Annotated in this window: 23 protein-coding genes; 11 read left to right on the top strand and 12 right to left on the bottom strand. The window is 62.2% G+C overall.

What is annotated here, in order from left to right:
- Nucleotides 1–68: 68 nt before the first annotated feature.
- Together P3T17_RS35160 and P3T17_RS35165 are read right to left on the bottom strand one after the other, a co-directional pair.
- Nucleotides 69–2,351 (bottom strand): NADP-dependent malic enzyme, encoded by a 2,283-nt coding sequence (locus P3T17_RS35160; protein WP_074262731.1) that lies wholly within the window; start codon nt 2,349–2,351, stop codon nt 69–71.
- A 312-nt stretch (nt 2,352–2,663) separates the two neighbouring features.
- Nucleotides 2,664–3,929, bottom strand: coding sequence for an MFS transporter (locus P3T17_RS35165; RefSeq protein WP_074262732.1), 1,266 nt, complete (start codon nt 3,927–3,929; stop codon nt 2,664–2,666).
- Nucleotides 3,930–4,330: 401 nt separating this feature from the next.
- Here P3T17_RS35165 and P3T17_RS35170 point away from each other — a divergent pair, with 401 nt between their 5' ends.
- The gene (locus tag P3T17_RS35170; RefSeq protein WP_074262733.1) at nt 4,331–5,017 is read left to right on the top strand and encodes an orotate phosphoribosyltransferase; all 687 of its coding nucleotides are present in this window, start codon (nt 4,331–4,333) and stop codon (nt 5,015–5,017) included.
- Between the two features lie 151 nt (nt 5,018–5,168).
- On the opposite strand, the gene P3T17_RS35175 is transcribed toward P3T17_RS35170, so the two are convergent.
- Nucleotides 5,169–5,855 (bottom strand): response regulator, encoded by a 687-nt coding sequence (locus P3T17_RS35175; protein WP_074262734.1) that lies wholly within the window; start codon nt 5,853–5,855, stop codon nt 5,169–5,171.
- 371 nt (nt 5,856–6,226) lie between these two features.
- Here P3T17_RS35175 and P3T17_RS35180 point away from each other — a divergent pair, with 371 nt between their 5' ends.
- From P3T17_RS35180 to P3T17_RS35205, 6 genes are all read left to right on the top strand, one after another.
- On the top strand, nt 6,227–6,829 hold the full coding sequence (locus tag P3T17_RS35180) for a YbhB/YbcL family Raf kinase inhibitor-like protein (protein WP_074262735.1): 603 nt from the start codon (nt 6,227–6,229) through the stop codon (nt 6,827–6,829).
- A gap of 135 nt (nt 6,830–6,964) precedes the next feature.
- A complete protein-coding gene (locus P3T17_RS35185) occupies nt 6,965–7,534 on the top strand; it encodes a flavodoxin family protein (protein WP_429411518.1) in 570 nt (189 codons plus the stop codon).
- A 211-nt stretch (nt 7,535–7,745) separates the two neighbouring features.
- Nucleotides 7,746–8,693 carry an N-acetyl-gamma-glutamyl-phosphate reductase gene (gene argC, locus P3T17_RS35190; RefSeq protein WP_429411520.1) on the top strand — a complete coding sequence of 316 codons (948 nt, stop codon included), beginning with the start codon at nt 7,746–7,748 and terminating at the stop codon, nt 8,691–8,693.
- Nucleotides 8,694–9,182: 489 nt separating this feature from the next.
- On the top strand, nt 9,183–10,571 hold the full coding sequence (locus P3T17_RS35195) for a DUF2957 domain-containing protein (RefSeq protein ID WP_429287806.1): 1,389 nt from the start codon (nt 9,183–9,185) through the stop codon (nt 10,569–10,571).
- A gap of 75 nt (nt 10,572–10,646) precedes the next feature.
- Nucleotides 10,647–11,864, top strand: coding sequence for a DUF2957 domain-containing protein (locus P3T17_RS35200; protein ID WP_429411522.1), 1,218 nt, complete (start codon nt 10,647–10,649; stop codon nt 11,862–11,864).
- Nucleotides 11,865–12,010: 146 nt separating this feature from the next.
- Nucleotides 12,011–12,835 (top strand): OmpW/AlkL family protein, encoded by an 825-nt coding sequence (locus P3T17_RS35205; RefSeq protein ID WP_429411524.1) that lies wholly within the window; start codon nt 12,011–12,013, stop codon nt 12,833–12,835.
- A gap of 246 nt (nt 12,836–13,081) precedes the next feature.
- Here the strand turns inward: P3T17_RS35205 and P3T17_RS35210 are convergent, their stop codons facing one another.
- Together P3T17_RS35210 and P3T17_RS35215 are read right to left on the bottom strand one after the other, a co-directional pair.
- Nucleotides 13,082–13,717 carry a LysE family translocator gene (locus P3T17_RS35210; RefSeq protein WP_429411526.1) on the bottom strand — a complete coding sequence of 212 codons (636 nt, stop codon included), beginning with the start codon at nt 13,715–13,717 and terminating at the stop codon, nt 13,082–13,084.
- A 111-nt stretch (nt 13,718–13,828) separates the two neighbouring features.
- Nucleotides 13,829–14,698: an NAD(P)-dependent oxidoreductase gene (locus P3T17_RS35215; protein ID WP_429411528.1), complete on the bottom strand. Its 870-nt coding sequence runs from the start codon at nt 14,696–14,698 to the stop codon at nt 13,829–13,831.
- A 94-nt stretch (nt 14,699–14,792) separates the two neighbouring features.
- On the opposite strand from P3T17_RS35215, the gene P3T17_RS35220 reads away from it, so the two are divergent.
- Both P3T17_RS35220 and P3T17_RS35225 read left to right on the top strand, forming a co-directional pair.
- Nucleotides 14,793–15,539 (top strand): Mut7-C RNAse domain-containing protein, encoded by a 747-nt coding sequence (locus P3T17_RS35220; RefSeq protein WP_429411530.1) that lies wholly within the window; start codon nt 14,793–14,795, stop codon nt 15,537–15,539.
- Between the two features lie 101 nt (nt 15,540–15,640).
- Nucleotides 15,641–15,928, top strand: a complete 288-nt coding sequence (locus P3T17_RS35225) for a hypothetical protein (protein WP_429411532.1) — start codon at nt 15,641–15,643, stop codon at nt 15,926–15,928.
- Between the two features lie 102 nt (nt 15,929–16,030).
- Here the strand turns inward: P3T17_RS35225 and P3T17_RS35230 are convergent, their stop codons facing one another.
- From P3T17_RS35230 to P3T17_RS35250, 5 genes are all read right to left on the bottom strand, one after another.
- Complete coding sequence (locus P3T17_RS35230; protein ID WP_429411535.1) at nt 16,031–16,783, bottom strand: IclR family transcriptional regulator domain-containing protein; 753 nt, start codon at nt 16,781–16,783, stop codon at nt 16,031–16,033.
- 110 nt (nt 16,784–16,893) lie between these two features.
- Nucleotides 16,894–17,169 (bottom strand): hypothetical protein, encoded by a 276-nt coding sequence (locus tag P3T17_RS35235; RefSeq protein ID WP_074262746.1) that lies wholly within the window; start codon nt 17,167–17,169, stop codon nt 16,894–16,896.
- Nucleotides 17,166–17,372 carry a hypothetical protein gene (locus tag P3T17_RS35240; protein WP_429411538.1) on the bottom strand — a complete coding sequence of 69 codons (207 nt, stop codon included), beginning with the start codon at nt 17,370–17,372 and terminating at the stop codon, nt 17,166–17,168. Before P3T17_RS35240 ends, P3T17_RS35235 begins: the two co-directional genes overlap by 4 nt.
- A gap of 397 nt (nt 17,373–17,769) precedes the next feature.
- Nucleotides 17,770–18,561 (bottom strand): DUF2242 domain-containing protein, encoded by a 792-nt coding sequence (locus P3T17_RS35245; protein WP_429411540.1) that lies wholly within the window; start codon nt 18,559–18,561, stop codon nt 17,770–17,772.
- Between the two features lie 250 nt (nt 18,562–18,811).
- A complete protein-coding gene (locus P3T17_RS35250; protein WP_429411542.1) occupies nt 18,812–19,465 on the bottom strand; it encodes a lytic transglycosylase domain-containing protein in 654 nt (217 codons plus the stop codon).
- A gap of 199 nt (nt 19,466–19,664) precedes the next feature.
- Here P3T17_RS35250 and P3T17_RS35255 point away from each other — a divergent pair, with 199 nt between their 5' ends.
- Nucleotides 19,665–20,009 carry a hypothetical protein gene (locus P3T17_RS35255; protein WP_429287798.1) on the top strand — a complete coding sequence of 115 codons (345 nt, stop codon included), beginning with the start codon at nt 19,665–19,667 and terminating at the stop codon, nt 20,007–20,009.
- A 75-nt stretch (nt 20,010–20,084) separates the two neighbouring features.
- Here P3T17_RS35255 and P3T17_RS35260 read toward each other — a convergent pair whose 3' ends face one another.
- Complete coding sequence (locus tag P3T17_RS35260; RefSeq protein WP_254368718.1) at nt 20,085–21,101, bottom strand: sensor domain-containing diguanylate cyclase; 1,017 nt, start codon at nt 21,099–21,101, stop codon at nt 20,085–20,087.
- Between the two features lie 313 nt (nt 21,102–21,414).
- Here P3T17_RS35260 and P3T17_RS35265 point away from each other — a divergent pair, with 313 nt between their 5' ends.
- Complete coding sequence (locus tag P3T17_RS35265; RefSeq protein ID WP_429411544.1) at nt 21,415–22,488, top strand: DnaJ C-terminal domain-containing protein; 1,074 nt, start codon at nt 21,415–21,417, stop codon at nt 22,486–22,488.
- A 26-nt stretch (nt 22,489–22,514) separates the two neighbouring features.
- Here P3T17_RS35265 and P3T17_RS35270 read toward each other — a convergent pair whose 3' ends face one another.
- Nucleotides 22,515–22,751 carry a hypothetical protein gene (locus tag P3T17_RS35270; RefSeq protein ID WP_429411546.1) on the bottom strand — a complete coding sequence of 79 codons (237 nt, stop codon included), beginning with the start codon at nt 22,749–22,751 and terminating at the stop codon, nt 22,515–22,517.
- Between the last annotated feature and the right edge of the window lie 276 nt (nt 22,752–23,027).

Consider the following 23,027-nt stretch of genomic DNA (forward strand, 5'->3'; position numbering starts at 1 on the left):
GTGCAGCACGCGGGCATCTCACAAGCGCGCCGCAAAAAGCGGCGCACCATCAGAAAGAACAGCGACCGTTATTGCGCGTTCGCTTTCACACGCGCATTTGCCGAAGCCACCGCCGTCATGTTGATAATCCGGCGCACGGTCGCGGCCGGCGTCAGGATATGCACCGGCTTTTCCGCGCCGAGCAGGAACGGTCCCACCGTCACGCCTTCGCCACCGATCATCTTCAGCAGGTTGTACGTGATGTTTGCCGCTTCGACGTTCGGCATGATCAGCAGGTTAGCTTCGCCTGTCAGCCTGGTGCCCGGAAACGCAGCCTTGCGGACCATCTCCGACAACGCAGCGTCACCATGCATCTCACCGTCGATCTCCAGCTCCGGCGCACGTTCCACGATCAGCTTGCGCGCTTCGGCCATGCGTTGCGACGAAGCCGACGGCACGCTGCCGAAGTTCGAATTCGACAACAGCGCGACCTTCGGCGTAATGCCGAACTTCTCGATCTCGCTAGCAGCCAGCACCGTCATATCGGCGAGTTGCTCGGCAGTCGGCACTTCGTTGATGTACGTATCGCAGATAAACAGGTTGCGGCCAGGCAGCATCAGCAGATTCATCGCCGCCAGGTTCTGCACGTTTTCCGCCTTGCCGAGCACCTGTTCGACGAATTTCAGATGGCTCTGGTACGTGTCGATCATCCCGCAGATCATGCCGTCGGCATCCCCCACACGCACGAGCAGCGCACCGATCAACGTGTTGAACTTGCGCAGCGCGGCCTTCGCGACTTCCGGCGTGACGCCTTCACGCGCACCGATCTCGTGGTACTCCTGCCAGCACTTCTGATAGCGCGGATCGTCTTCCGGATTGACGATCTCGAAATCTTCGCCGCACTTGAGCTTCGAGCCCATCTTCTTCAGACGCATGTCGATCACCGCCGGACGGCCGACGAGGATCGGCTTCGCGATCTTCTCCAGCAACACGAACTGCGCCGCACGCAGCACGCGTTCGTCTTCACCTTCGGCAAACACGATGCGCGCCGGCGCCGATTTCGCCGCAGCAAACACCGGACGCATCACCATGCCGGTACGATAGACCGTGGTGCCGAGCTCTTCGCGATACGCGTCCATGTCCTTGATCGGACGGGTCGCCACACCTGAATCCATCGCAGCCTGCGCGACGGCCGGCGCAATCTTGATGATCAGACGCGGGTCAAACGGTTTCGGGATCAGGTAGTCCGGGCCGAATTCGAGCGTGTGCCCCTCATAGGCCTTCGCCACTTCGTCGCCCTGGTCGGTTTCTTCGGCCAGTTCAGCGATCGCGCGCACGCAGGCGAGTTTCATCTCTTCCGTGATGGTCGTCGCGCCCACGTCGAGTGCGCCGCGGAAGATGAACGGGAAGCACAGCACGTTGTTGACCTGGTTCGGATAATCCGAACGGCCCGTGGCGATAATCGCGTCCGGGCGCACCTTCTTCGCTTCTTCCGGACGAATCTCCGGTTCCGGGTTGGCCAGCGCGAGAATCAGCGGCTGGGTGCCCATTTCCACGACCATTTCGGGCTTCAGCACGCCGGCGCTCGAGCAACCGAGGAACACATCGGCGCCGCGAATCGCATCGCCCAACGTACGCGCGCCGGTGTTCGCCGCATAACGTTCCTTCGACGGATCCAGATTGCCGCGGCCTTCGTAGATCACGCCCTTCGAATCGGTGACGAGCACGTTCTTCTTCGAAAGACCCAGATGCACCAGCAGGTCGAGACACGCAATCGCCGCGGCGCCCGCACCCGAGCAAACCAGCTTCACTTCTTCGAGCTTTTTGCCGACCACTTTCAGGCCGTTCAGAATCGCCGCCGATGCGATGATCGCCGTACCGTGCTGGTCGTCGTGGAAGACGGGAATCTTCATGCGCTCGCGCAGCTTCTTCTCGATGTAGAAGCACTCCGGCGCCTTGATGTCTTCGAGGTTGATGCCGCCGAGCGTCGGCTCGAGCATCGCGATCGCTTCGACCAGTTTGTCGGGATCGTTCTCGGCGAGTTCGATATCGAACACGTCGATGCCGGCAAACTTCTTGAACAGACAGCCCTTGCCTTCCATCACCGGCTTCGCGGCCAGCGGGCCGATGTTGCCGAGGCCGAGCACGGCGGTGCCGTTGGTAATCACGCCGACGAGGTTGCCGCGCGAGGTGTACTTCTGCGCGTCGAGCGGTTCATCGAAGATCGCCATGCAGGCCGCGGCGACGCCTGGCGAGTACGCCAGCGAGAGGTCGAGCTGATTGGAGAGTGGCTTGGTCGGCGTGACCGAGATCTTGCCGGGCTTCGGATTCTGGTGATACGCGAGAGCGCTTTGCTTCAGTTGTTCGTCCATTTTTTAGCCTGCGAGACGTAAGTGATCGGGCCCGGCTCAGTGCGCCGTGTGCCTCGCTCGCATGGATCGAATGGGTAATCGACTGCAGCGGTTCTCGCTTGCGCCGGTTAGGCGCAACGTCGAACCTGAGCGGTTAGCAAGACGGTGCAGAGCTTTTGCGGGGGAGTTAGTGTACACCCCGCATGAGTCGTGACGAGTAGCGTTTACCGCCGGTAACCACGGGCGAAACAAGGACCTGGAATGTTGCGGCGCGTCATCGATATGGAGGCGTCCCGCCGCCTCGGCAGGACTTTGCGAAGAGCGTGCCGCGAGTCATTCGAGCGCGGCGCCGCGACGTTCGGGAATCAGGAACAGCGTCGCGAGAATATCGAGCAGATAGATTGAAGCGAGCAACCCTAGAGCCGCGCCGAACGAGTAGCGCGCAGCCAGCGCTCCGACCACGACCGGCCCAAATCCACCGACGGCTCGCCCGATATTGAACAGCACGTTTTGCGCAGTGGCTCGCGCCTCGGTGGGATACAACTCGGAAATCAGCGCACCGTAGCCGCCGATCATGCCGTTGACGAACACCCCCATCACCGCACCGCCGATCAGCAGCGCGAACGGCGTGCTGAGGTGCGCATAGACGAATACCATCACGACTGCGCCGGCCTGGTAAAACAGGAAGGTCGGCTTGCGTCCGAAGCGGTCAGCCGCGATGCCGAAGAGCCAGATGCCGAGCGCCATGCCGAGCACCGTCGCGGAAGTCCACAAACCGGATTTGGTCAGCGAATAGCCGAAGGTCTTCGACAGGTAGCTCGGCAACCAGATCATCAGACCGTAGTAACCGAAATTCTGCACAGAGCAAAGGATCACAACGCCAACGCTCGCGCACGTGGTGCGAGCGTCGGCGATCAGGAGCCGCAATGGCAGCTTGCGCGACGTGGTCCGTTGCCCCGCGCGAGCTACTTGCCGCGCTTGCTCGGCACGTTCGACGAACAACGCCGGTTCCTCGACGCGCCGCCGCACCACGAACGACACCACGGCGGGCGCCAGTCCCAGCGCAAACATGCCGCGCCAGCCGATGACCGGCAACAGCAACGGCGTCAGCAGCGCCGCGGCCAGCACGCCGAGTTGCCAGCCCAACCCCACATACGACGACACTCGCGCTCGCTGCGCCGCGGGCCACGCCTCGGCGACCAGCGTCATGCCAATGCCGAACTCGCCGCCGAGTCCGAGCCCGGCGATGGTCCGGTAAGCCAGCAGATCCGCGTAGCCTTGCGCCAGCGCGCACAGGCCGGTGAAGACGGCGAAGATCAGGATGGTCCACGTGAGCATCCGCACCCGGCCGAAATAGTCGCTCAACACGCCGAAGAGAACGCCGCCCGCCACGGCACCGATCAGCGTCCACGTGACAAGCGAGCCGGCCTGAGTGGACGAGAGGTGAAGGTCGAGGGCGATCACCGGCAACATGAAGCCGAGGATCAACAGATCGAAACCGTCCATCGCGTAACCGAGCACTGCTGCGAGCAGCGCCCGGCCGGCATAGCCACGTTGCGCGGCCGCGCGGGTGGGGGTGGAAGAAGAGGCGACTGTCATCGAAAGCATCCCGTAGGGCACGGCCACGCAGAGGAGATCGGCGCCGCCCGTCCGTGAAAATTCGCGTGAGTGTAATCGGCGCTTGCCCGGGCCACAAGCAAGCCAAAAAGACCGCCGCGCGACACGCGGCGACGCGACCATCGGCGCACCCTTCCCCACCCAAAAGCGTCGTCTCGCCGCTTCCGCTTGCCGCTGCTATCGCCGCCTTTACGGGTTTTCACGCACGACCGGCTCCTCGGACGTGTCCGAATCGGGTAAAATGTCGGCCTACGCGCGTAGCAAAACCGGCCTGCACTCCACTGACCGGCTACGTATTCCGCCCATCAGGCGCGGAACACTCCGCTTGCTGCGCCACCGGGCCAATGCGCCCGCGCCCTCTCGCTCACACCAAGGATCCGCCCATGACAGGCTTCGATCGCCAGACGATCTCCGACACGACCGCCAAGATGCTGCTGGAAGTGCAAGCAGTTCACTTCAACGCGGAAAAACCGTACATCTTCACGTCCGGCTGGGCGAGCCCGGTGTATATCGACTGCCGCAAGCTGATCTCGTATCCGCGCGTGCGCCGCGGCCTGATGGAAATGGCCGAAGCCACCATCCTGCGCGACGTCGGCTACGAGCAGATCGACGCGGTCGCCGGTGGCGAAACCGCCGGCATCCCGTTCGCGGCCTGGCTGTCCGACCGCCTGATGGTGCCGATGCAATACGTGCGCAAGAAGCCGAAGGGTTTCGGCCGCAACGCACAGATCGAAGGTCTGCTGACCGAAGGCCAGCGCGTGCTGCTGGTAGAAGACCTGACCACCGACAGCCGCAGCAAGATCAACTTCATCAACGCGCTGCGCACCGCGGGCGCGACGGTGAACCACTGCTTCGTACTGTTCCACTACAACATCTTCAAGGAAAGCGTGTCGGTGCTGAAAGACATCGACGTCGATCTGCACGCGCTTGCCACCTGGTGGGACGTCCTGCGCATCGCCAAGGAAAAAGGCTACTTCGACACGAAGACGCTCGACGAAGTGGAAAAATTCCTGCACGCACCGGCTGAGTGGTCGGCCGCGCACGGCGGCGCGACCGCGTCGCCGCAGTAAGCACCAGGTTTCAAGTACGTAGGCCGGGAAGGGACCGCCGCAACGCGGTCTGGTTCTAACGCACGCCGCTGGTGGATGCAAAAAAAGCTGCCTGTCTTTCCGACAGGCAGCTTTTTTTATGCCGCTCGCAGCGACACGTCAGGCAACGCGATCACTGATCGCTCAGTTCCCCCGCGGTCCCCGACGACAGATTCGCCAGACCGTTGCTCTGCGCGTACTGAAACAGTTCGGAATCGCGTTCGAGACCGAGTTTGCGCATCGCGGTGTTCTTCTGCGTGCTGATGGTCTTGATGCTGCGGTTCAACTGCTCCGAGATTTCCTTGATCGTCATCCCGGACACGAACAGCCGCACCACTTCCAGTTCGCGCTTCGACAGCATCACCTCGTCGGTCTTGCCGCCGGCGTTCATGCGCAATGTCTCGAGCGAGGCCTTGACCGATGGACTCATGTATTCGAGATGGCGGCTGACGTGCTGGACCGCGAGCCCGATATGGCTCAGATCGTCCGCCTTGTTGACGACCGAGGTCACGCCGAGTTCGCTGAGGCGCTTGAGCAGCGCGGCGTTCTCGAGCATCGTCAGGACGACGATAGGCAGATTGGGAAAATTGCGGCGCAAGTAACCGATCAGCGGAAGACCGTCACCGTACTGCCCGCCGGGCATGGCGAGATCGGTCACCAGCACGTCGCAGGGAACGGTCTGCAGAATCTTCATGAGTTCCGTTGACTGGCGCGCGCGTGCAACAACTTCGATGCCGGGGAATTTAAGCAGCGCTTGCTCTGCGCCGAACAAAATCACTGGGTGATCATCGGCTACAACGACTCTGACTGGTTCTGGCATGGCTCTCCTTCGCTTGATAGCACGCTCTCCGAAACTTCAGCCATGCATCATTCTAAATTCCAGGTTCTAAATTCGTGACTTCCCTTGCGTTGCCGGCCCACGGGCGCAATTCCGCTGACTATAGCTGATTTCACCTGTCCGCGGCCTGTCAGAACGGGCGCTACAAGGCCCCCGCTCAACCAAATGTTAATCTTGATTCGACCGCGGAACACAAAATAGGGACAATAATGATCCTGAGGATGGACGCTCACACCCCTGGCTGCATGGGACCGGCGTAACTGCGCTGCATGGGACCGGAGTACCGCGCTAAAAGCGCGAACTCTGGTTGACAGCTAAAGCGCAGGCGCCGGTCGACAAAGGAGAATAGGCACATGCATTCGCGTTGCCTGGTCGTTTCGCTTGCTTCGCCCCGCTCCAGATCGTCGTCTTTTGCCATTGCGACGCTCAGTCTCGCGCTTGCCGTCGCGCATGGGCCGCGTGCGCTCGCGGACGGGCCCTTTACGTTGACCAGTACCAATTTCCGCGATGGCGGCACGGTCGACACCGCCCAGGTTTTCGATCAGGACGACTGCAAGGGTGCGAACCGCTCGCCGCAGTTATCGTGGCACGATGCGCCTGCAGGCACGCGCAGCTTTGCCGTCACTATCTTCGATCCCGACGCACCCGGTCCCGGCTGGTGGCACTGGGCCGTCGCGGAGATCCCTGCGAATATCGACCGCTTGCCTGAGAATGCGAGCGCGTCAGGCTACATAAAGAAGCTTGGCGCCGTCGAGGCGCGCAACGACTTCGAGATCGACGGCTATGGCGGACCGTGTCCGCCGGCCGGCAAGCCGCACCGCTATGTGATCACCGTGTATGCGCTCAACACGACCGATCTGCGGCTCGCCCAGGGCCGCCCGGCGTTCATGTTCGACCACGAGATCGGCACTGCAACGATCGGTAGTGCAAAAATGGTGGTGAACTACGGGCGCTAAAACACGCGCCCGCAAAAGCCGCGGCGTTGCGGTTACCCAGGTCCGGCGGATGGCGCAGTATCGCCGCGGCCAACCCGCCGCCGCGCGCTCGCACCGCTCGTCCTCGTCCTCCCTTCAACTTTCCTGGAGCATCTCATGCCGAAGATCGTCATCGTTTATCACAGCGGATATGGCCATACGAAGAAAGCCGCCGAAGCTGTGCTCGCCGGCACGCTCGCGGCCGGCGCCGACGCCAGACTGCTCGCAGTCGGCGATGTCGACGATGCCGGCTGGGCCGAACTCGACGCCGCCGACGCCATCATTTTCGGCGCGCCGACCTACATGGGCGGTCCATCGGCTGACTTCAAGAAATTCGCCGACGCCAGTTCGAAGGTATGGTTCGGCCAGAAGTGGAAAGACAAGATCGCCGCCGGCTTCACCAACTCCGCGACGATGAACGGCGACAAGTTCTCGACCATCCAATACTTCGTCACGCTGGCGATGCAGCACAGCATGATCTGGGCGGGCACCGGCATGATGCCGGCCAACACCAAGGCGGCGACGCGCGACGACCTGAACTACGTCGGCGGCTCTACGGGTCTGCTCACGCAATCGCCGGCGGATGCCACGCCGGAAGAAGCCCCGCCGCCAGGCGACCTTGAAACGGCCAAAGCATTCGGCGCGCGGGTCGCAGCCGTGACGGCGCGCTGGAGTGCCGCGAAGTAGACGTCTCCCGGTCCGCGGCGGGTGCGAATCCCCCGTCAACGGATTGCATCTGCCGCATAAAACCGTCATCTCAATGTCATTTGCACGGCGCAACGTCGTTTTTCGACGATGTTTGCGCACGCGTGCCGTCGTCAGGTCTTAAAATAGCGTTCCGGCGCAACTCAGCGCCACCGTTTTCCCCGCCGTTTTCCCGTAAGCCAGTGAGAGTGAGATGAGCACGAAAGTATTTGTCGACGGACAGGAAGGCACGACCGGCCTGAAGATTTTCGAATACCTGTCGCAACGCGCCGACGTAGAGATCCTGCGTATCGAAGAAGCGAAGCGCAAGGACATCAAGGAGCGCCGTCGTCTCATCAACGCGTCGGATGTCACGTTCCTGTGCCTGCCCGATGTGGCCTCGCGCGAATCGGCTTCGCTCGTCGCGAACGACCACACCGTCCTGATCGACGCGAGCACGGCGTTTCGCACCAGCGCGGACTGGGCTTACGGCCTGCCGGAGCTGGCGCGCTCGCAACGCGAACGGCTGCGTACGGCCAAACGCATTGCCGTGCCGGGCTGCCACGCATCGGCGTTCGTGCTGGCCATGCGCCCGCTCGTCGAAGCGGGCGTGGTCGCGCCGGAGTTCGCTGCGCACAGCTATTCGATCACCGGCTACAGCGGCGGCGGCAAAAAGATGATTGCCGACTACGAAGCCGGCGGCAACGACCGGCTGAAGAGCCCGCGTCCTTACGCGCTCGGTCTGACGCACAAGCATCTGCCGGAGATGGCAGCGCATACGGGTCTGAAGTCGGCACCGGTATTCACGCCGATCGTCGGCGAGTTCTACAAGGGTCTGGCGGTCACTACCTTCTTCTCGCCGAGCCAGTTGGCGAAGAAAGCCACGCCGCAAGATGTGGTCGCGCTCTTCAACGAATACTACGCAGGCGAAGCATTCGTGCGCGTCGCTCCGTTCGACGCCGAAGCCAACCTCGACGGTGGCTTCTTCGACGTGCAGGCGAACAACGACACCAATCGCGTCGACCTGTTCGTGTTTGGCAATGAAGAACGCTTCGTCACCGTCGCGCGTCTGGACAATCTGGGCAAGGGCGCATCGGGCGCAGCCATCCAGTGCATGAACCTCGCGATAGGCACCGCCGAAGACAGCGGATTGAAACACTAAGCGCTTCTTTCCCGACGGCGCTTCGACGCCATTCAAGCCAAAAGGCCGGTTTTATAAACCGGCCTTTTGCGTTTTAAATCCCTGCTTGAATATTTCAAATCGCTTGCGAGTAATCGGTACTACTCCCAATTACTTTCGAACAAAATCCGGCCGTTATACATGGATCGGTAAATCGTGCAGAACAGCGAATTAATCTGCATAGATTGCCGCCTAGGGAAACACCCGATTTTTCCACGAACGGTCGTTCGCAGATGATAGAGCCTTTTTGCCCAAAGCCCTGACAGGCAAGCGTGTGCTGCAAAGCAACGCTTCAGCTGCTGCATCCGAAAATTCGTTTTTTGTTTAAAAGGCTCGCAAACCTCACGGTGGCAAGAGTCGCGCGTTTTAGAGGCTGTTTGAATCGACCTTTTTAGACGGTTCAGTCAATTGACAGCCCTTAAACGCGCAGCGAAATTACTTCGCACAATTACACGAAAGGGAGACAGCAGCATGTCGTACGCCATAATTAGAGGCCTTGTACTGGCTATTTTGACCGCCTGCCTGGTGGTCGGGTGTGGTGGCGGCAACGCCAGCAATCCTGCAGCGATCAACACGCCGCAATGTTCCGGATCGAGCTGTCCCACGCAAGGGCCGCCGCCGCAGGGCACGGTCGCTTCGCTCTGTCCTGCGACCGCCGATATCGGCAATACGACCTATCTGGGCGGCGCCGGCAGCGGCGAAGTGGTGAGTCTGAACATCAACGCGACGGCGATGACTTACACGCTGTCGTGGCTCGAATCCCCCATTCCGCTTGCGACGGGCAACGTGACCCCGACCCGCGTAGGTGTGAAGATCACAGGCTCGGTGGCGCATCCGCCTACCGGGGCCTTGCCGACTGCCGAGCAGATACGCTGCGCGTTCATCCTCGAGCCGGGCACGGGCTCTGGGCCCAACGGTACCTACAACACCACCGCTGACTTCAACACCGCCAATCCGCCGACGATCTTCATCGGCCAGGGTGTGGCAGGCGGCGGTATTCCGGGCGCCACGATCCAGTTCGCCGGCATATTGGGCCTCGGCGCGGTGGATAACCGCCATTTCGACTTTTATCCGTTCCTCGGCTTCGCCAGCACGACCACGGATATTACGAAGCTGCCGGGCACCTACAACGGCCTCCTCTATCACCTGACGCCTTCTGGTAATTCGGGCAACTATGCAACCGTCGGCACGAACACCATCGAAACCTTCGATGCGACCGGCACCTGCACGTCCACCCAAAGCACCACCGGCTTCTCGCCCAATACGGGCGGCTGCCTGACGACGGGTAACCCATACACGGTCGACGCCAACGGCTATCTCGATAGCACCGAGGCTCCGCAGATCATTGCGCAGACGATACCGACCGGCAAATCGGGCGTCGCGCACATGATCCTCGGCCAGTTGAACGGTGCCACCATCCCGCTCGTGGTGCGCACTGGCAACGTCAATACCAACCTTCTGTCGTTGGCGGTCGACGACGAGTCCGGCATCGCCATGCTCGCTCCGGCCACGGCACTTGCCTCAGGCGGCTTCGACGGCGGTTATGTCGGCGCGGATTCGAACTTCAACTACACCGCGACGCTCATCAACGGCGCCACGGGCACCTTCGTCAATCCGGCAACCTCGAGCGCCGAAGATGGATTCGCCCTGACCTACGGTGTCGCGGCAAGTCCGGGGCTGGTCAATGTCACCGCCACGACGACCAGCGGCGGCAGCGCTACCGGCTACGCGATCGCTGCGGGCGGCCTGTACGCCATCCTCATCCAGGGTGAGGAAAACAACGGCGTGGCATCGACTTCGGCCATATCGGGTACAGCGGAAACGCCGTACTTCGGCGTCGGCGCCAACGTCAACAAGTAACGAGACGATCAGATCGAGGGGATGGCCGGACAGGGAGCCGGCCATCGAAAACGAGAACATTCAGGAGGGGGCAGTATGAAATGGAAAATCCTTGCGGCACTGGCATTGACAGCGCCGTTGGTAACGGCGTGCGGCGGTGGCGGCGGCAGTTCGCCGGCGCCGGTGGTCACAGCGCTGTGTCCCACCACGCTTGACTACAACACGGTCTACACCGGAGGCGGCGGCGACGGCGAACTGGTCAAGCTGCAGCTCGATACGACCAAGATGACCTGGCAGATCAGCTACATCGAGTCGCCAATTCCGCAAACCACGGGCACCGTCACCCCGACGCGGGCAGGCACGACCGCCAGCGGCACGTTGACTCCGGTCACGCAATTGCCGACCGCCAAGCTCAACCAGTGCGCGTATCAGCTGAACGGCGCGAGCCTCGACCCGACCCGCCCGGCCCGCATCTTCGTCGGCGAAGGCGTGGCAGGCGGCACGATCCCCGGCGCGCAGATCCAGTTTGCCGGTGTGCTCGGCGTAGGCGCCGTGCCCGATACGACGTTCCCGTACTACCCGTTCATCGGCTTTTCGTCGATTGAAACGAACATCGCGAGCCTCGCCGGTACGTACAACCAGCTCGGCTACCACCAGGTTCCCTCGCAGGACTTCCTGCCGGTCGCAGTGGACTCGAAGATCACGATCAACGCCGACGGCACGTGGACTGAGTGCGACAACTCCGGCGTCAATGCCGGTAAGTGCGAGCAACCCGGGACCAACCTCGTACAGTCGGCCGACGGTAGCGGAGCGTTCGAAACCGACAACTTCCAGGGCCAGGCGAAAGCCACGCTCGCCACCACGCCGCAGGCCAAGGGCTTCATGATCGTCGGCCAGCTGCGCGGCCAGCTCGTGCCGATCCTCGTGCGCACCGGCGTCGCCAATCCGGCGGCCTTGCTGGCGGACGACGAATCCGGCATTTCGATTCTGGCGCCGCAAACCGCGGTCGCGGTGAACTCGCAGAACGGTGAGTACATCGGCGTGGACAGCCAGTTCGACTACCGCACCACGGCACTCGAAGGCACCCAGGCCACGTTGCTCGATCCGTTCAATGCGTCGCAGGCGTCGCTCGCAACCGCGCTCAATCTCGACTTCACCGAGGCGATTCCAGGCGAGGTGACGACGACCCAGGTCGGCGCATCGACGGGCACCACGCCGACCGGAAATATGATCTTCACGGGTGGCGTGTTCGGCTACCTCGACCTGACGACGCCAGCGTCGCCCTACTTCACGATCGGCGCATTCGTCCAGTGATGGACGCAGTGAGCACTGTCACCACGTAACGAGGCGACCGCTCCCCGGCCGCAGCCGCAGCCGGGGTCCGTCCGGAACGCGACGACCACGCGGGAAACCCACCCCGCCGCCGCGCGTAGCAGGAGCGCCCGCTCAGGAGGAACGTCATGAAAAGAATGCTCATCGCGGCGCTGACCGCGTGCCTCTCGCTTAGTGCCCACGCCCAGCAGGCAGGCGACAACGTCGCCGTGCTCGGCTGGTTCCACGTGGCGCCGAAGGACTCCAGTTCGGCGCTCACGACCAATGTCGCACCGACGCCGATCAACACGCCGCTGCGTCTGCCGAACTCGTTCACTTCGAGCGGCACCGGTCTGTCGACCAACAACGCGAACACAGCCGGTCTCGTGATCACCCACTTCTTCACGGACCATATTGCGCTGTCGTCGGTCGCGGGCGTGCCACCGGTGTTCAAGGTTTACGGTCAGGGCACAATCAAGCCGCCGGGGCCGGCCGGCGCACTTGGCAGTCAGAATCTGGGAGACCCGTCGAGCAATCCGATCATCAAGAGTGTGCGCCAATGGAGTCCGGCGGCGATCCTGCAGTACTACTTCGGCCAGCCCACCTCGAAGTTCCGGCCGTTCCTCGGTCTCGGGGTGTCGTACAACTGGTTCTCGGACATTCAGTTGAATCCGAACTTCGTCACCTCGACGCAGAACAACCTTGGCTCGGTGCTCGCCGCGGGCGCCGGCAAGCCGGGTACTACGCAGGTGTCGGCCAAGGCGTCGTCGTCATGGCAACCGGTGTTCAATGCGGGCGCGGAGTACAACATCACGGATCACTGGGGTCTGCTGGCTTCGATCACGTACATCCCGCTGAAGACGACCTCGTCGGTGATCGTCAAGGCAGCCGACGGCACCGAACTCGCGGTAAGCCGGGCCACGCTGAAGGCGGATCCGATCATCTCGTTCCTCGCCGTTTCGTATAAGTTCTAGTTGGCACGGAGGAAACGCCGCTGCACGAAAACGCAGGACGAAAAAAAAGCCCGCCTACTTGGGCGGGCTGAATCCATATCAGAGGAGACATGGAGGAGACAAGGCAAATCATAGCAAAGCGTTTGGTGCGACGCAACATCGGAATTAGGGTTGACCCTCGATGTTGCGTTTATGCAACATCGGGTGAAATCCCGGTAACTACGGCGACGCCCCTGCCACACCCTGCCAGTCCGTACGAAGTCCCTCCTAGCGGCGCACCAGCGCCATCATCGCGCCGAAGCCCACGAACACGCCGCCCGTCAGACGGTTGAACGCCCGCGCCACGTTGCGGCTCTTCAGCCGCGCGCCGATGTGAGTGCCAAAGCCTGCGTAGACCAGATACCAGCTCACCTCGATCACCGCGAAAGTGGCGACCAGAACGCCGAATTGCGGAAGCGTCGGACGGCTGGCGTCGATGAACTGCGGCAGCAAAGCAGCGGCGAACAGAATCGCCTTCGGATTGCTGCCCGCCACCAGAAAGCCGTTGCGAAACAACGCAAAACGCGAACGCGCCGGTTTCGCGGCGAGTTCATCGGTGCGGTGAGCCACGCCCTCGTCGGCAGGAGCCCGCCAGGCCTTGATGCCGAGATAGACCAGGTACGCCGCGCCAATCATCCGCAGCGCGTTGAACATGGCTGGCCACGCTTCGAGGAACACGCCCAGTCCCGCCGCCGAGACCGACAGCATCAAAACGAGCGCCGACAGACAACCGGCCATCGTCGCACCCGAGCGGCGCAGCCCGTGCTGTGCGCCATGTGTCATGACGAGCAGCATGTTCGGACCGGGAATGGCGGAAACGACGAAGACGGTGGCAACGTACAGACACCAGGTATGCAGGTTCATGAATGAATGGCACGGTAAAAAATCAGCGGGACAGGCATTATGCCTGCCCCTGCGGCCGCAAGGTGCAGGGGACTTCCGTTGCGACCGCGTTACTACGCCCGCTTCGCGCGCTCAGCGCCCGGCGCGGCGGGCCGACACCTCTCCTAGCACCGCGAAGTCCTTCTCACCGTCACCGTGCGCGATGGCATCAATCAGGTTATCGCGCACCAGACTCCCCACCGGCATTGGCGTCGATACCGCATCGGCGGCGGCCAGCGCCAGACGCACGTCCTTCAGTCCAAGACGCGCCTTGAACAGCGCCGGCTCATAGCGCCGCTCCGCAATCAGCTTGCCGTAGCCCTGATAGACCGGGCCCGTGAACAGGCCCGCGGTGATCACGTCGAGAAAATCCTGCATCGCCACGCCGTGCGCTGTGACGAGGCTCGCCGCCTCGCCGAGCGTTTCGACCGCCGAGGCGAGCATGAAATTGGCAGCGAGCTTCATGACGTTCGCCTGTTGTGGCTGCGAACCGATGCGCCAGGTCTTCTGGCCAATCACGTCGAGCACCGGCTGCACACGCTCGATAGCTTCAGCCGGGCCACCCGCGACGATGGTCAGCTTGCCTGCCGCCGCCACGTCGGGGCGTCCCAGTACGGGCGCGGCGACATAGTGCAGTCCACGCGTTGCATGGGCGTGAGCCAGCTCTTCAGCCAGCGCCACGGAAATCGTCGCCATGTTCACGTGAATCAGCCCGCGCGGCGCGTGTTCCAGCAACGTCGCGTCGATCACCGCACGCAGCGCCGTATCGTCGGCGAGCATCGAAAACACGGCGTCGCCGGTAAATGCCTCGGCGGGCAAACCGACCACCGCCGCACCCTCCGCGACCAGCGGTTGCGCGCGCTCCGGCGAACGGTTCCAGACCCGCACCGTGTGACCCGCTTTCAGCATGTTGCGCACCATGGCGACGCCCATCTCGCCGAGACCGATAAAACCGATGTCCATCTCTCGCTCCACTCTCTCGAAGAGGTGAAAGTAGAGCACAGCGCCGCGAGACGTGCAGCCAGCGCGCAATGCCCCCCGGTGCCATACTGACGCGATGGTCACCGCGACATTCCGCTTCTATGAGGAGCTGAACGACTTCCTCGCCCGGCCGCTGCGCCGGCGCGCGTTCAGTTGCGCCTGCGCGGATGCCGCCACGGCCAAGCACATGATCGAAGCGCTCGGTGTGCCGCATACGGAAGTCGAATTGATCCTGGTGAACGGCGAATCGGTTGGCTTCGAGCGTCAGCTGGCGGACGGCGACCGCGTGGCGGTTTATCCGAAGTTCGAGGCGCTCGACATCCAGCCGCTGCTGCGCGTGCGCGAACACCCATTGCGTGTGACGCGCTTTATCGCCGATGCCCACCTCGGCGGCCTCGCGCAACTGCTGCGGCTAGCCGGCTTCGACACGCTCTACGACAACCACTACCCCGACGCCGACATCGAAGTGCTGGCCGCCGCCGAACAGCGCATCGTGCTGACCCGTGACCGCGAATTGCTCAAGCGGCGCACGATCACCCACGGCTGCTATGTCCGCACGCTCAAACCCAAGGCGCAATTGCGCGAGATTTTCGACAGGCTCGATCTGGCCGGCAGCGCCCGTCCGTTTCGCTTGTGCCTGACCTGCAACGTTCCGCTGCGGCGTATTCCCAAAGATGAGGTGGCAGGCCGCGCGCCCGAAGGCGTGCTCGAACGCCACAGCCAGTTCGTCACCTGCGACGTGTGCCGGCGCGTGTTCTGGGAAGGCACTCATTGGCAGCGCATGCGAGCGTTAATGGACAGCATGGCGGATGAGCGCGCCTGAGCTAACCCACGACGTTTGACTCCGCTGGAACCCGTGTCCGGCTGGCAGGCCAGCGCGGATGCGTACAATGCGGGATTCCCTACCCTGCCGAGGCTTTCCGAATGCCGATGAAAAAAACCGACCTTGAGAAGAACAAGGCCCTCAAACTGACCAATTCCATGAAGCTGGCGACCGCCGACCGCTTCGGCAAAGGCTCCGCCGCTACGCCCGTGCTCGACCGCCGCGAACAACGCAAGCTCGACCAGGCGCAGGGACTCGTGCCTTTTGCGTGCAAGCTGAACGCGGAACTCGTCGAGCAACTGAAGGAACGCGCAGCTACGCATCCGGAAGGCATGACGGGCCTCCTGACCGAAGTGATCCGCCGCGGTCTGCCAGCAGACGCGTCGTAACATCTCACCGGTCTGCTGCGCTGAGTTCAGTTCATTTCAGCAACTGAACCGCGCAGGACAAGATCCGCGACATCCCTGAAAGACGCCCGTTCATGCCGCTACCTAAACCAGATTGCGTAGCAGGCTGGCGGTTTCCTGGAGCGTCGGCAAGACCCGATGCAAAGCGGCATTGGCCGACTCCTGGCCGATCGGCATGCTAACGCTGATCGCCGCCACCACCGAGCCGTGCCGGTCGCGCAACGGCACCGCGACTCCGCGCATACCCAGCTCGAGCTGTTGATCCGTGACGACGTAGCCGTTGCGGCGCACCTCACCCAGCACCTCGCGAAGCTGCTCGATGGTGGAGTAGGTTTGTGGCGTGAAAACCTTGATTTCGTAAGACGCGAGCCATCGTTCGATGACCTCCGGCGTCTGAAAGGCAAGCAGCACCAGACCCGCCGACGACAACGGCGCCGCCGCCCGCGACCCCAGCACGAAGCCGACCGCCATCGCCCGGTTCACGCCATTGCGGGCTACGTAGACCACATCCTGTTCGTCGAGAATCGCGACCAGCGCGGTTTCCTGCAGTGTCGCCGTGATCCGCTGCAGGAACGGCTGCACGGTGCGCGGCAAGCGCGCCGAGTCCAGATAGGATTGACCGAGGCGCAGCACGCGCGGCGCAAGCCAGAACAGCTTGCCGTCGGTATCCACGTAACCGAGTTCGCGCAGCGTCAGCAGGTAGCGGCGCGCCGCCGTTCGCGATAGACCCGCGCGCGCTGCGACCATCGTTGGCGTCATGCGCGCATGTTCCTCGTCAAACGCTTCGATGATCGCCAGCGCTTTGGCCGCGCCGGCGATCCAGTCCTTGTCATCCATGGTTTCCGCCTGATGTCCGCCGGGCGCCGACCTGCAAACAGGTCAACGCGATTGCGCGATTATCGCGCGAGACATCCAGTAACGGCTGTTTGAAAATCCCAGGCTTTCACTCACCAGGATTGGGCGAATCCGAACCGCTCGGCCAGGTTCTCCTGCGCGGCCTTCCGGTTGTCGGCAGTAGGCGGAAACACGCACCAGCAACCGTCGTCGTGCCGGAAGAAAAACAGACTCCGGTCACCCTCCGCCAAGGCGGTTTCGACGCGTACATAGCGTCTGCCGCCCGCGCGCGTGCGGCTGAATTCGGTGACACGAATGGGATTCGACGGAGCCGGCGCCAGCCACTTCTCGACCAGAAAGCGCAGGGATTGTTCGCAGGCAGCTCTCATGACCGTCTCCACGAGCGTTCGTCCTGGGCGACGTCCCGCGTGTCGTCGACGATGTCGCTATCTTCCGTGGACGGCTCGTCGGCTTCAGCGGCGGCCAGTTCGATGGCCCGGCTGGTCGCCGCGGCCCGCAGCGTACTGCAATGAGTAGCGTGTCTGATGTCCGAGAGTAGACGGACAAGCTGTCGTGCTGATCTGCGTTTCATCGAACACCCCCCGCACTGCACCAGTAACTTGAGAAAGCACTTTAACTTTATGCCTCGATGGCGCACCGCTGTGAGGTTTTTGACTAAATAGCAACAGTCACGATCAAACTCGTGCGCGCCGGGCGTCTGCGCCGCCCGACCTCAATGTGCGCGCATTGGCGCAGTGCGGTATGTGCGCTGGCGACCGCAACGCACTGATGGGACTGGCGACTGGCCGGGCGGCACCTGATTCGGAACCGCACCGCAGTGACACCGGTTAAACGGCGCGCCGGCGACAATCTTGAAGGGGGAGAAATACGGAGTGGTGCTCGGGACTCTGCGGCCGTACGCGCCTGGAAAAAAGTGCGCGGGGCAAAAAACTCAGCCCCGATCAACCGATTACCAGCACCACGCGTTCTTATGGGCTGACGCTGGGCGCACTGGCTGGCTGCGTCAAATCCGGGCGGCCCAGAATGTCCGGCTCCACAGACGATACAGGAGCCACCGGCGTGCCAGATGCAACCGGCGTGTTCAATGCGCTCGCAGGCGGGGCCACCACCCGGTTGGCCGCCATCATTGGCGCCGGCACGATCGGTACGGGCGCGGCCGTGGTCACCGTCGAGGCGGCGGGAAGCGGCGTGCTTGTCACAACGCTCGACTTGACAGGGTCAGTGCGCACAACCGTCTTCAGATAGTGATCGACGAGCCCGAAGAAGCGATCGTAGAACTTGCCCGACGGAATCGTCTCGCTGGAGATTTTCACCATCTCGTCGTTGTTCGAGCGGATCGGCAACGACACCGAACCGATGATGCTCAGACCGACGCTCGCCGACGTATCGCTTTTCTTCATCGCAAAGCCGTCTTGGACCGCATTCACGTAGACGATGCTCGTGTCGCTGGCTTCTTCACCCGGCGTGCAAACGACGTGAAACTCCACCATCACGTGCGAATCGCCGGTGGGCTGGAAGTTCTTGGTGCCGTCGACGGTATCGGGATGCGTCAATGTCGTCATGTAGCCCTGGCTCAGCAGCGCGCGACGCGCGGCTTCGCAGGTGTCGGCGGTGCTAGCGTTGAAATTGCGGGCGAAGGGGCTCGCGCCCGTATCGAACTGTTCCTGCTGGAATTTCGGTTGTGACGAGCTTGAACAGGCGGCAAGCCCGAGCAGCCCAAACAACGAGGCTACGGTAGCTTTAGAAAATGAGGTACGCATGATTCCGGAAGGCAGACTACTTAACGTCGAATGGCATGCATTGTAGAGCGGTTGCCTGACAGAGCGAAAACAATGGGCAAAGCGCGTAACACGTTGAAACAAAAAGGTTTGTAGGCTTTCCGTCAGCGTGGTGTGCGGGGCGATGTCAGAATGGCCAGTGGTCCGACTGAGGCGGCGGGCCGGTCATCGGAATGCCTCGTGCGCCTCGGGGCTACGCGGCTTGCCCGACCGGTAAGGTCAGGTCATCGGATCAAGGCGCGGCCGAAGCCGTGCCAGCGGCCGACAGACCGATCGAAGACGAACCCGGCACCGCGCTTGCCGAAGGAATGTAGAACGTGCGAGCACCACCAACGGATGTGGCGCAGTCGGCCGCGTGGCCGTCGCATGCTGCGTCGTCCGCGACCGAACGCGCCGCGCCGCCCTGTTCGGCGACAACCGGCGCAAACGTCTCGACCCGTGTGCTCACCATCTGCGCGTAAGCCATCGAACCGCCGTAGCTCTTCAACGCGAGACTCATATTGCCGCCAGCCGATTGCATGTAACCGTGCAGGATGGCAGAGCCCGCCTCGATATTGGCGGTCGGCTCGGTCAGGTCTTTGACGTTGCGCAGCAGCCCGCGGTGTGCGGCCGGTACGACCTGCATCAGGCCCGTGGCGCCACGCGGGCCTTTGGCTTTTTCTTTAAACCGGGATTCGATCGAGATGATCGCCAGCAGAAGCGCCGGCGGCAGCGAGTATTTGGCTGCGGCAGACTGAACGGCGGACGAGATTTGCTCGGCCTTCGCCTTGGCGAGGCCGAACTTTTGCGTCAGATATTCCGAGATACGGTCGTGGTCGCTCTCTTCGGCCATCGCGCTCTGCATGAAACAAAGCGACAGCATGATCAGACAAAGTAGTCGGCTCATGAGCGGATAACGTTCGAGAGGAGAAGGTCGTATTATACCGATGCTCGAAAAAGAGGCAGCAAATCTTCAGAACATACGGAAAAATACTAATCCGGGCCGGAACGAGCAGTGCCACATCCGGTAGATATTGCAGCGGTATTGATTCTCGGGGCCACGGCCCTATGTGTTGGTGTTGATCAACGACGGCAATCAGAGAGGCATGAACAAACCCGAATTCTCCGAGCCTGATAGCGCGCGTCCCGACCTGTTGTGCTTCCTGGTCGCGATTGCTGCCGCGTCGTACGCGTTGACTAACGAATGGCGCGTGGACCATGTGGTCCAATGCTGCCGTCAGTGGCTCGACAAGAACCGGCTGAAAATGCACTGGCTCGACCGGGTGCGGATCGGCCAGCTGGCACTGAAGATCGCCAGCAAAGACCTGCTGGATGCAGGTGTCGCGGTTCGCCTGTCGAGCGTGAATGCGCTGTTCACCAGCGAGATGGAACTCAACGAGGCGAGCACCATGGTGCAAAGGATGATGGCGCTGTGTTACGAAGCGCTTTGAGCCATTTCAACCGCTCAGTGCTCGACGAGGGGTCGGCCTTTACGCAGACTACCGAAGAGCGTGCGTGGCCCCACGTCACGTCCGCCCTTCTTTTCGCATCCGCTTGGCTTCGTACATGGCCTGATCGGCCCGATCGATGAGGGTAGTCATCTCGACGCCGTCATCTGGAAGTACGGCTGCGCCGACACTGATATCGAGGTCGAGCACGCGCCCCTCGAACTCGAACGGCTCACGCACCTGTTCGACCATGCGCATGCCAAGCCGCTCGGCGTCGGCCTTCGAGTGGATACCGGGCAAGATGACGGCGAATTCGTCGCCGCCCACGCGCGCCACCGTGTCCGAACGCCGCGCCGTCATGTGCATGCGATCGGCGGCTGCCTTGATCGCCGCATCGCCTGCCCGGTGGCCGTAACGGTCGTTGATGGGTTTCAGGTCGTTGAGGTCGAGATTGAGAATGCCGAGCGGTTCCGAAGACCGTTGAGCGAGGTGAATCGCCTGCCGCAGCCGGTCGTAAAACAGCGCACGGTTCGGCAACCCTGTCAGCGCGTCACGCGTAGCCAGAAGATAAAGCTCGCTGGTCTCGTGCTTCGCCGCATGAAACATCGCGGCGGCAATCAGTTCGGACATCAGTTCGAGCGCGCGAATGTCGCCGTCAGTGAACGCGTCCGCCGCGGCGCCCACAACCTTCAGCACACCCACCGTCGTATCCATATGCCTGAGCGGCGTGACGATCATCGAGCGCAGGCCGACTCGCCGGCAAGCCTCCCGGTCGACGCGGGCGTCGATTTCCGAGTCGACACATCGCAGGATCTCGCCGCTCTCGACGCAAAGACCGGACAGGCTGCCGTTACGCTTGAGCCGCAAACCCAGCAGCGTGGCAGCGATGCCCGAGCTCGCCCGGTAGACCATTTCATCGCCCTCAGCAAGCTCGAGGACGGCGCCGTCGGCGTGCGTCAGTTGCTGAACCCGCTCGGTGACGAAACTCATGACGCCGCCAAGATCGAGTCCCAGTTTGGCGATCTCTGTCTGCGCTCTGACGATCGCGAGAAGCGTTTCGCTGCTGGGAACAGCGTCACTGAAGGCTCTCTGCAAGGTTCTCTCCGACGGGCAAGTTACCGGGACACATTCTACGGGACAAAAAATTGACGAAGTGACCGCTGCGCTGGCGACAAACAGCCAAACTTGCCCCCGGTGCGCCTCGGTGAATAGAGTGCATCGTCTTCCACGAATGCCAAAGCGGGTTGGTGTAGGGATGTATTGAAAATAACCTAGGGATTTGCTGTTTTTGACGTACCCGCTCCCCATTTCGCAGACTTTCGGTTTCGTGTATTTTGGCGGCAGCTTCGCCTTTCTTTCTGACGTTGGGGATCGTCTTGTTTCTGCAAGAAAACGAAGGAACACACGCGTGAGCCTTGACGAATACTACGGACGACTGGGCTTGCCAAATACTGCTTCGCCTGCGGAGATAAAGCGGGCGCATCGGCGCTTGCGGGCGAAGTACCACCCCGACCGCAACAAAGGCGCGGAGTCCAACGTCGAGCCGGCATTCAAGCTGGTTCAGGAGGCGTTCGAGATTCTCACGGGCGAGCGCGAAGCGCCACCGCACATGCGCACGCGCGCACATGACGCGGCTCGCAATGCAGCTCATCAACAGCAGGAACACACGACAGGGGCAGGACACACCGAACGGACCGCGAGGTCTGCATCGGGCCGAGCGGGCGCGTATGGACCGAATCGCGGACCGCTGCCCATGCGCGGAGCAAACCGGCTCACCCAGCTATACGTACCTGTCGAAGTGGCGTTGAACGGTGGCGAGGCCGCGACCCGCTATGAAGTCACTGAAACCTGCCATCGATGCCGGGGCAAGGGCTTCCAGTCCACGGTCGCACAGTGTTCAGGTTGCGGCGGGTGGGGTCAGACAGGCGACGGGATGCGTTGCGGCACCTGCTCCGGTGGAGGACGTACTACGAGCAAGCATTCGTGCCCGTCGTGCGACGGCACGGGGACGCAAAGCTACTGGAACTCGGACACCGTCGCAGTCCCTGCTGGCGCATGGGATGGTCAGAGACTCGTCGTGGCGGGCGGCGGATTTCCAGGTGTGAACGGTGGCGCTGCCGGCGACGCGATCTTCTCGATCGCGGTTGTATGTGGCGCCGACTTTACGCGTGAAGGACTGAACCTGAGCGGAGAACTGCAGGTCGATTTTGTGACTGCGACGCTTGGAGGGTCCATCGAAGCAAAGGTGCTCGGGCGCGATCTGCGCATTACGGTTCTGCCGAACTCGCAGCAGGGAAGCATTATCCGTCTCCCGGCGCGCGGATTATCGGACAAGGCAGGAAATCAGGGCGATCTGAGGCTTCGCATCGCGCTTGCCATGCCCGCGGCCGCGACGCATTTAACAGACGAGCAACGTCAGGCTTTTCAGGAAATGTTTGCGGATGCGGCGCACCGTGGTGCGCCGGATAGCCCGGACAGCTGACATTTCGCGCTGCCTTGTATCCCGCTTCACGCGCTGCAACGCGGTAATGACGGGCGGCGACCGCCTTCAATGACGCTCCAGATACGTTCCTCGGTGGCACCCATGAAACGCCTGGCGATGACAGCCTGACATTCATCGCAGCGGTAGTGCTCAAGTGCGAGCGTACCGTTGCACTCGGCCACGCCGATCAACGTCACACCATCCTGACGTTGAGTATCAACCGGGCATCCGTCAATGTCGGCACATCTTTCGCAGACTTCCATGGCGCCTCCGGAATCAAATGACCAATCCACTGGCTAGCGTCTGCTTACTTCGCTCAAAAGAGGCCCGCATGGCGCGGGCCAAATTGATGCACCCGCAGAGGAGACAACACGGGCAGATTCAGTATCCGGCTCCGCGCAAGGCGGGCGCAACAGCAAAAAAATAAATAAAAAAGGGCTTGAAGCCGGTGTTCACTGTGTTTCAGTCGCGTTTCGGCGTCCGGTCACTACCCGGCCTGCCTGAGGGTAACGGCGAGGCACGCCACTTGCTCAGCAGTA

Source organism: Paraburkholderia sp. GAS82, from assembly GCF_050436285.1.
Classification (GTDB): Bacteria; Pseudomonadota; Gammaproteobacteria; order Burkholderiales; family Burkholderiaceae; genus Paraburkholderia; species Paraburkholderia phenazinium_B.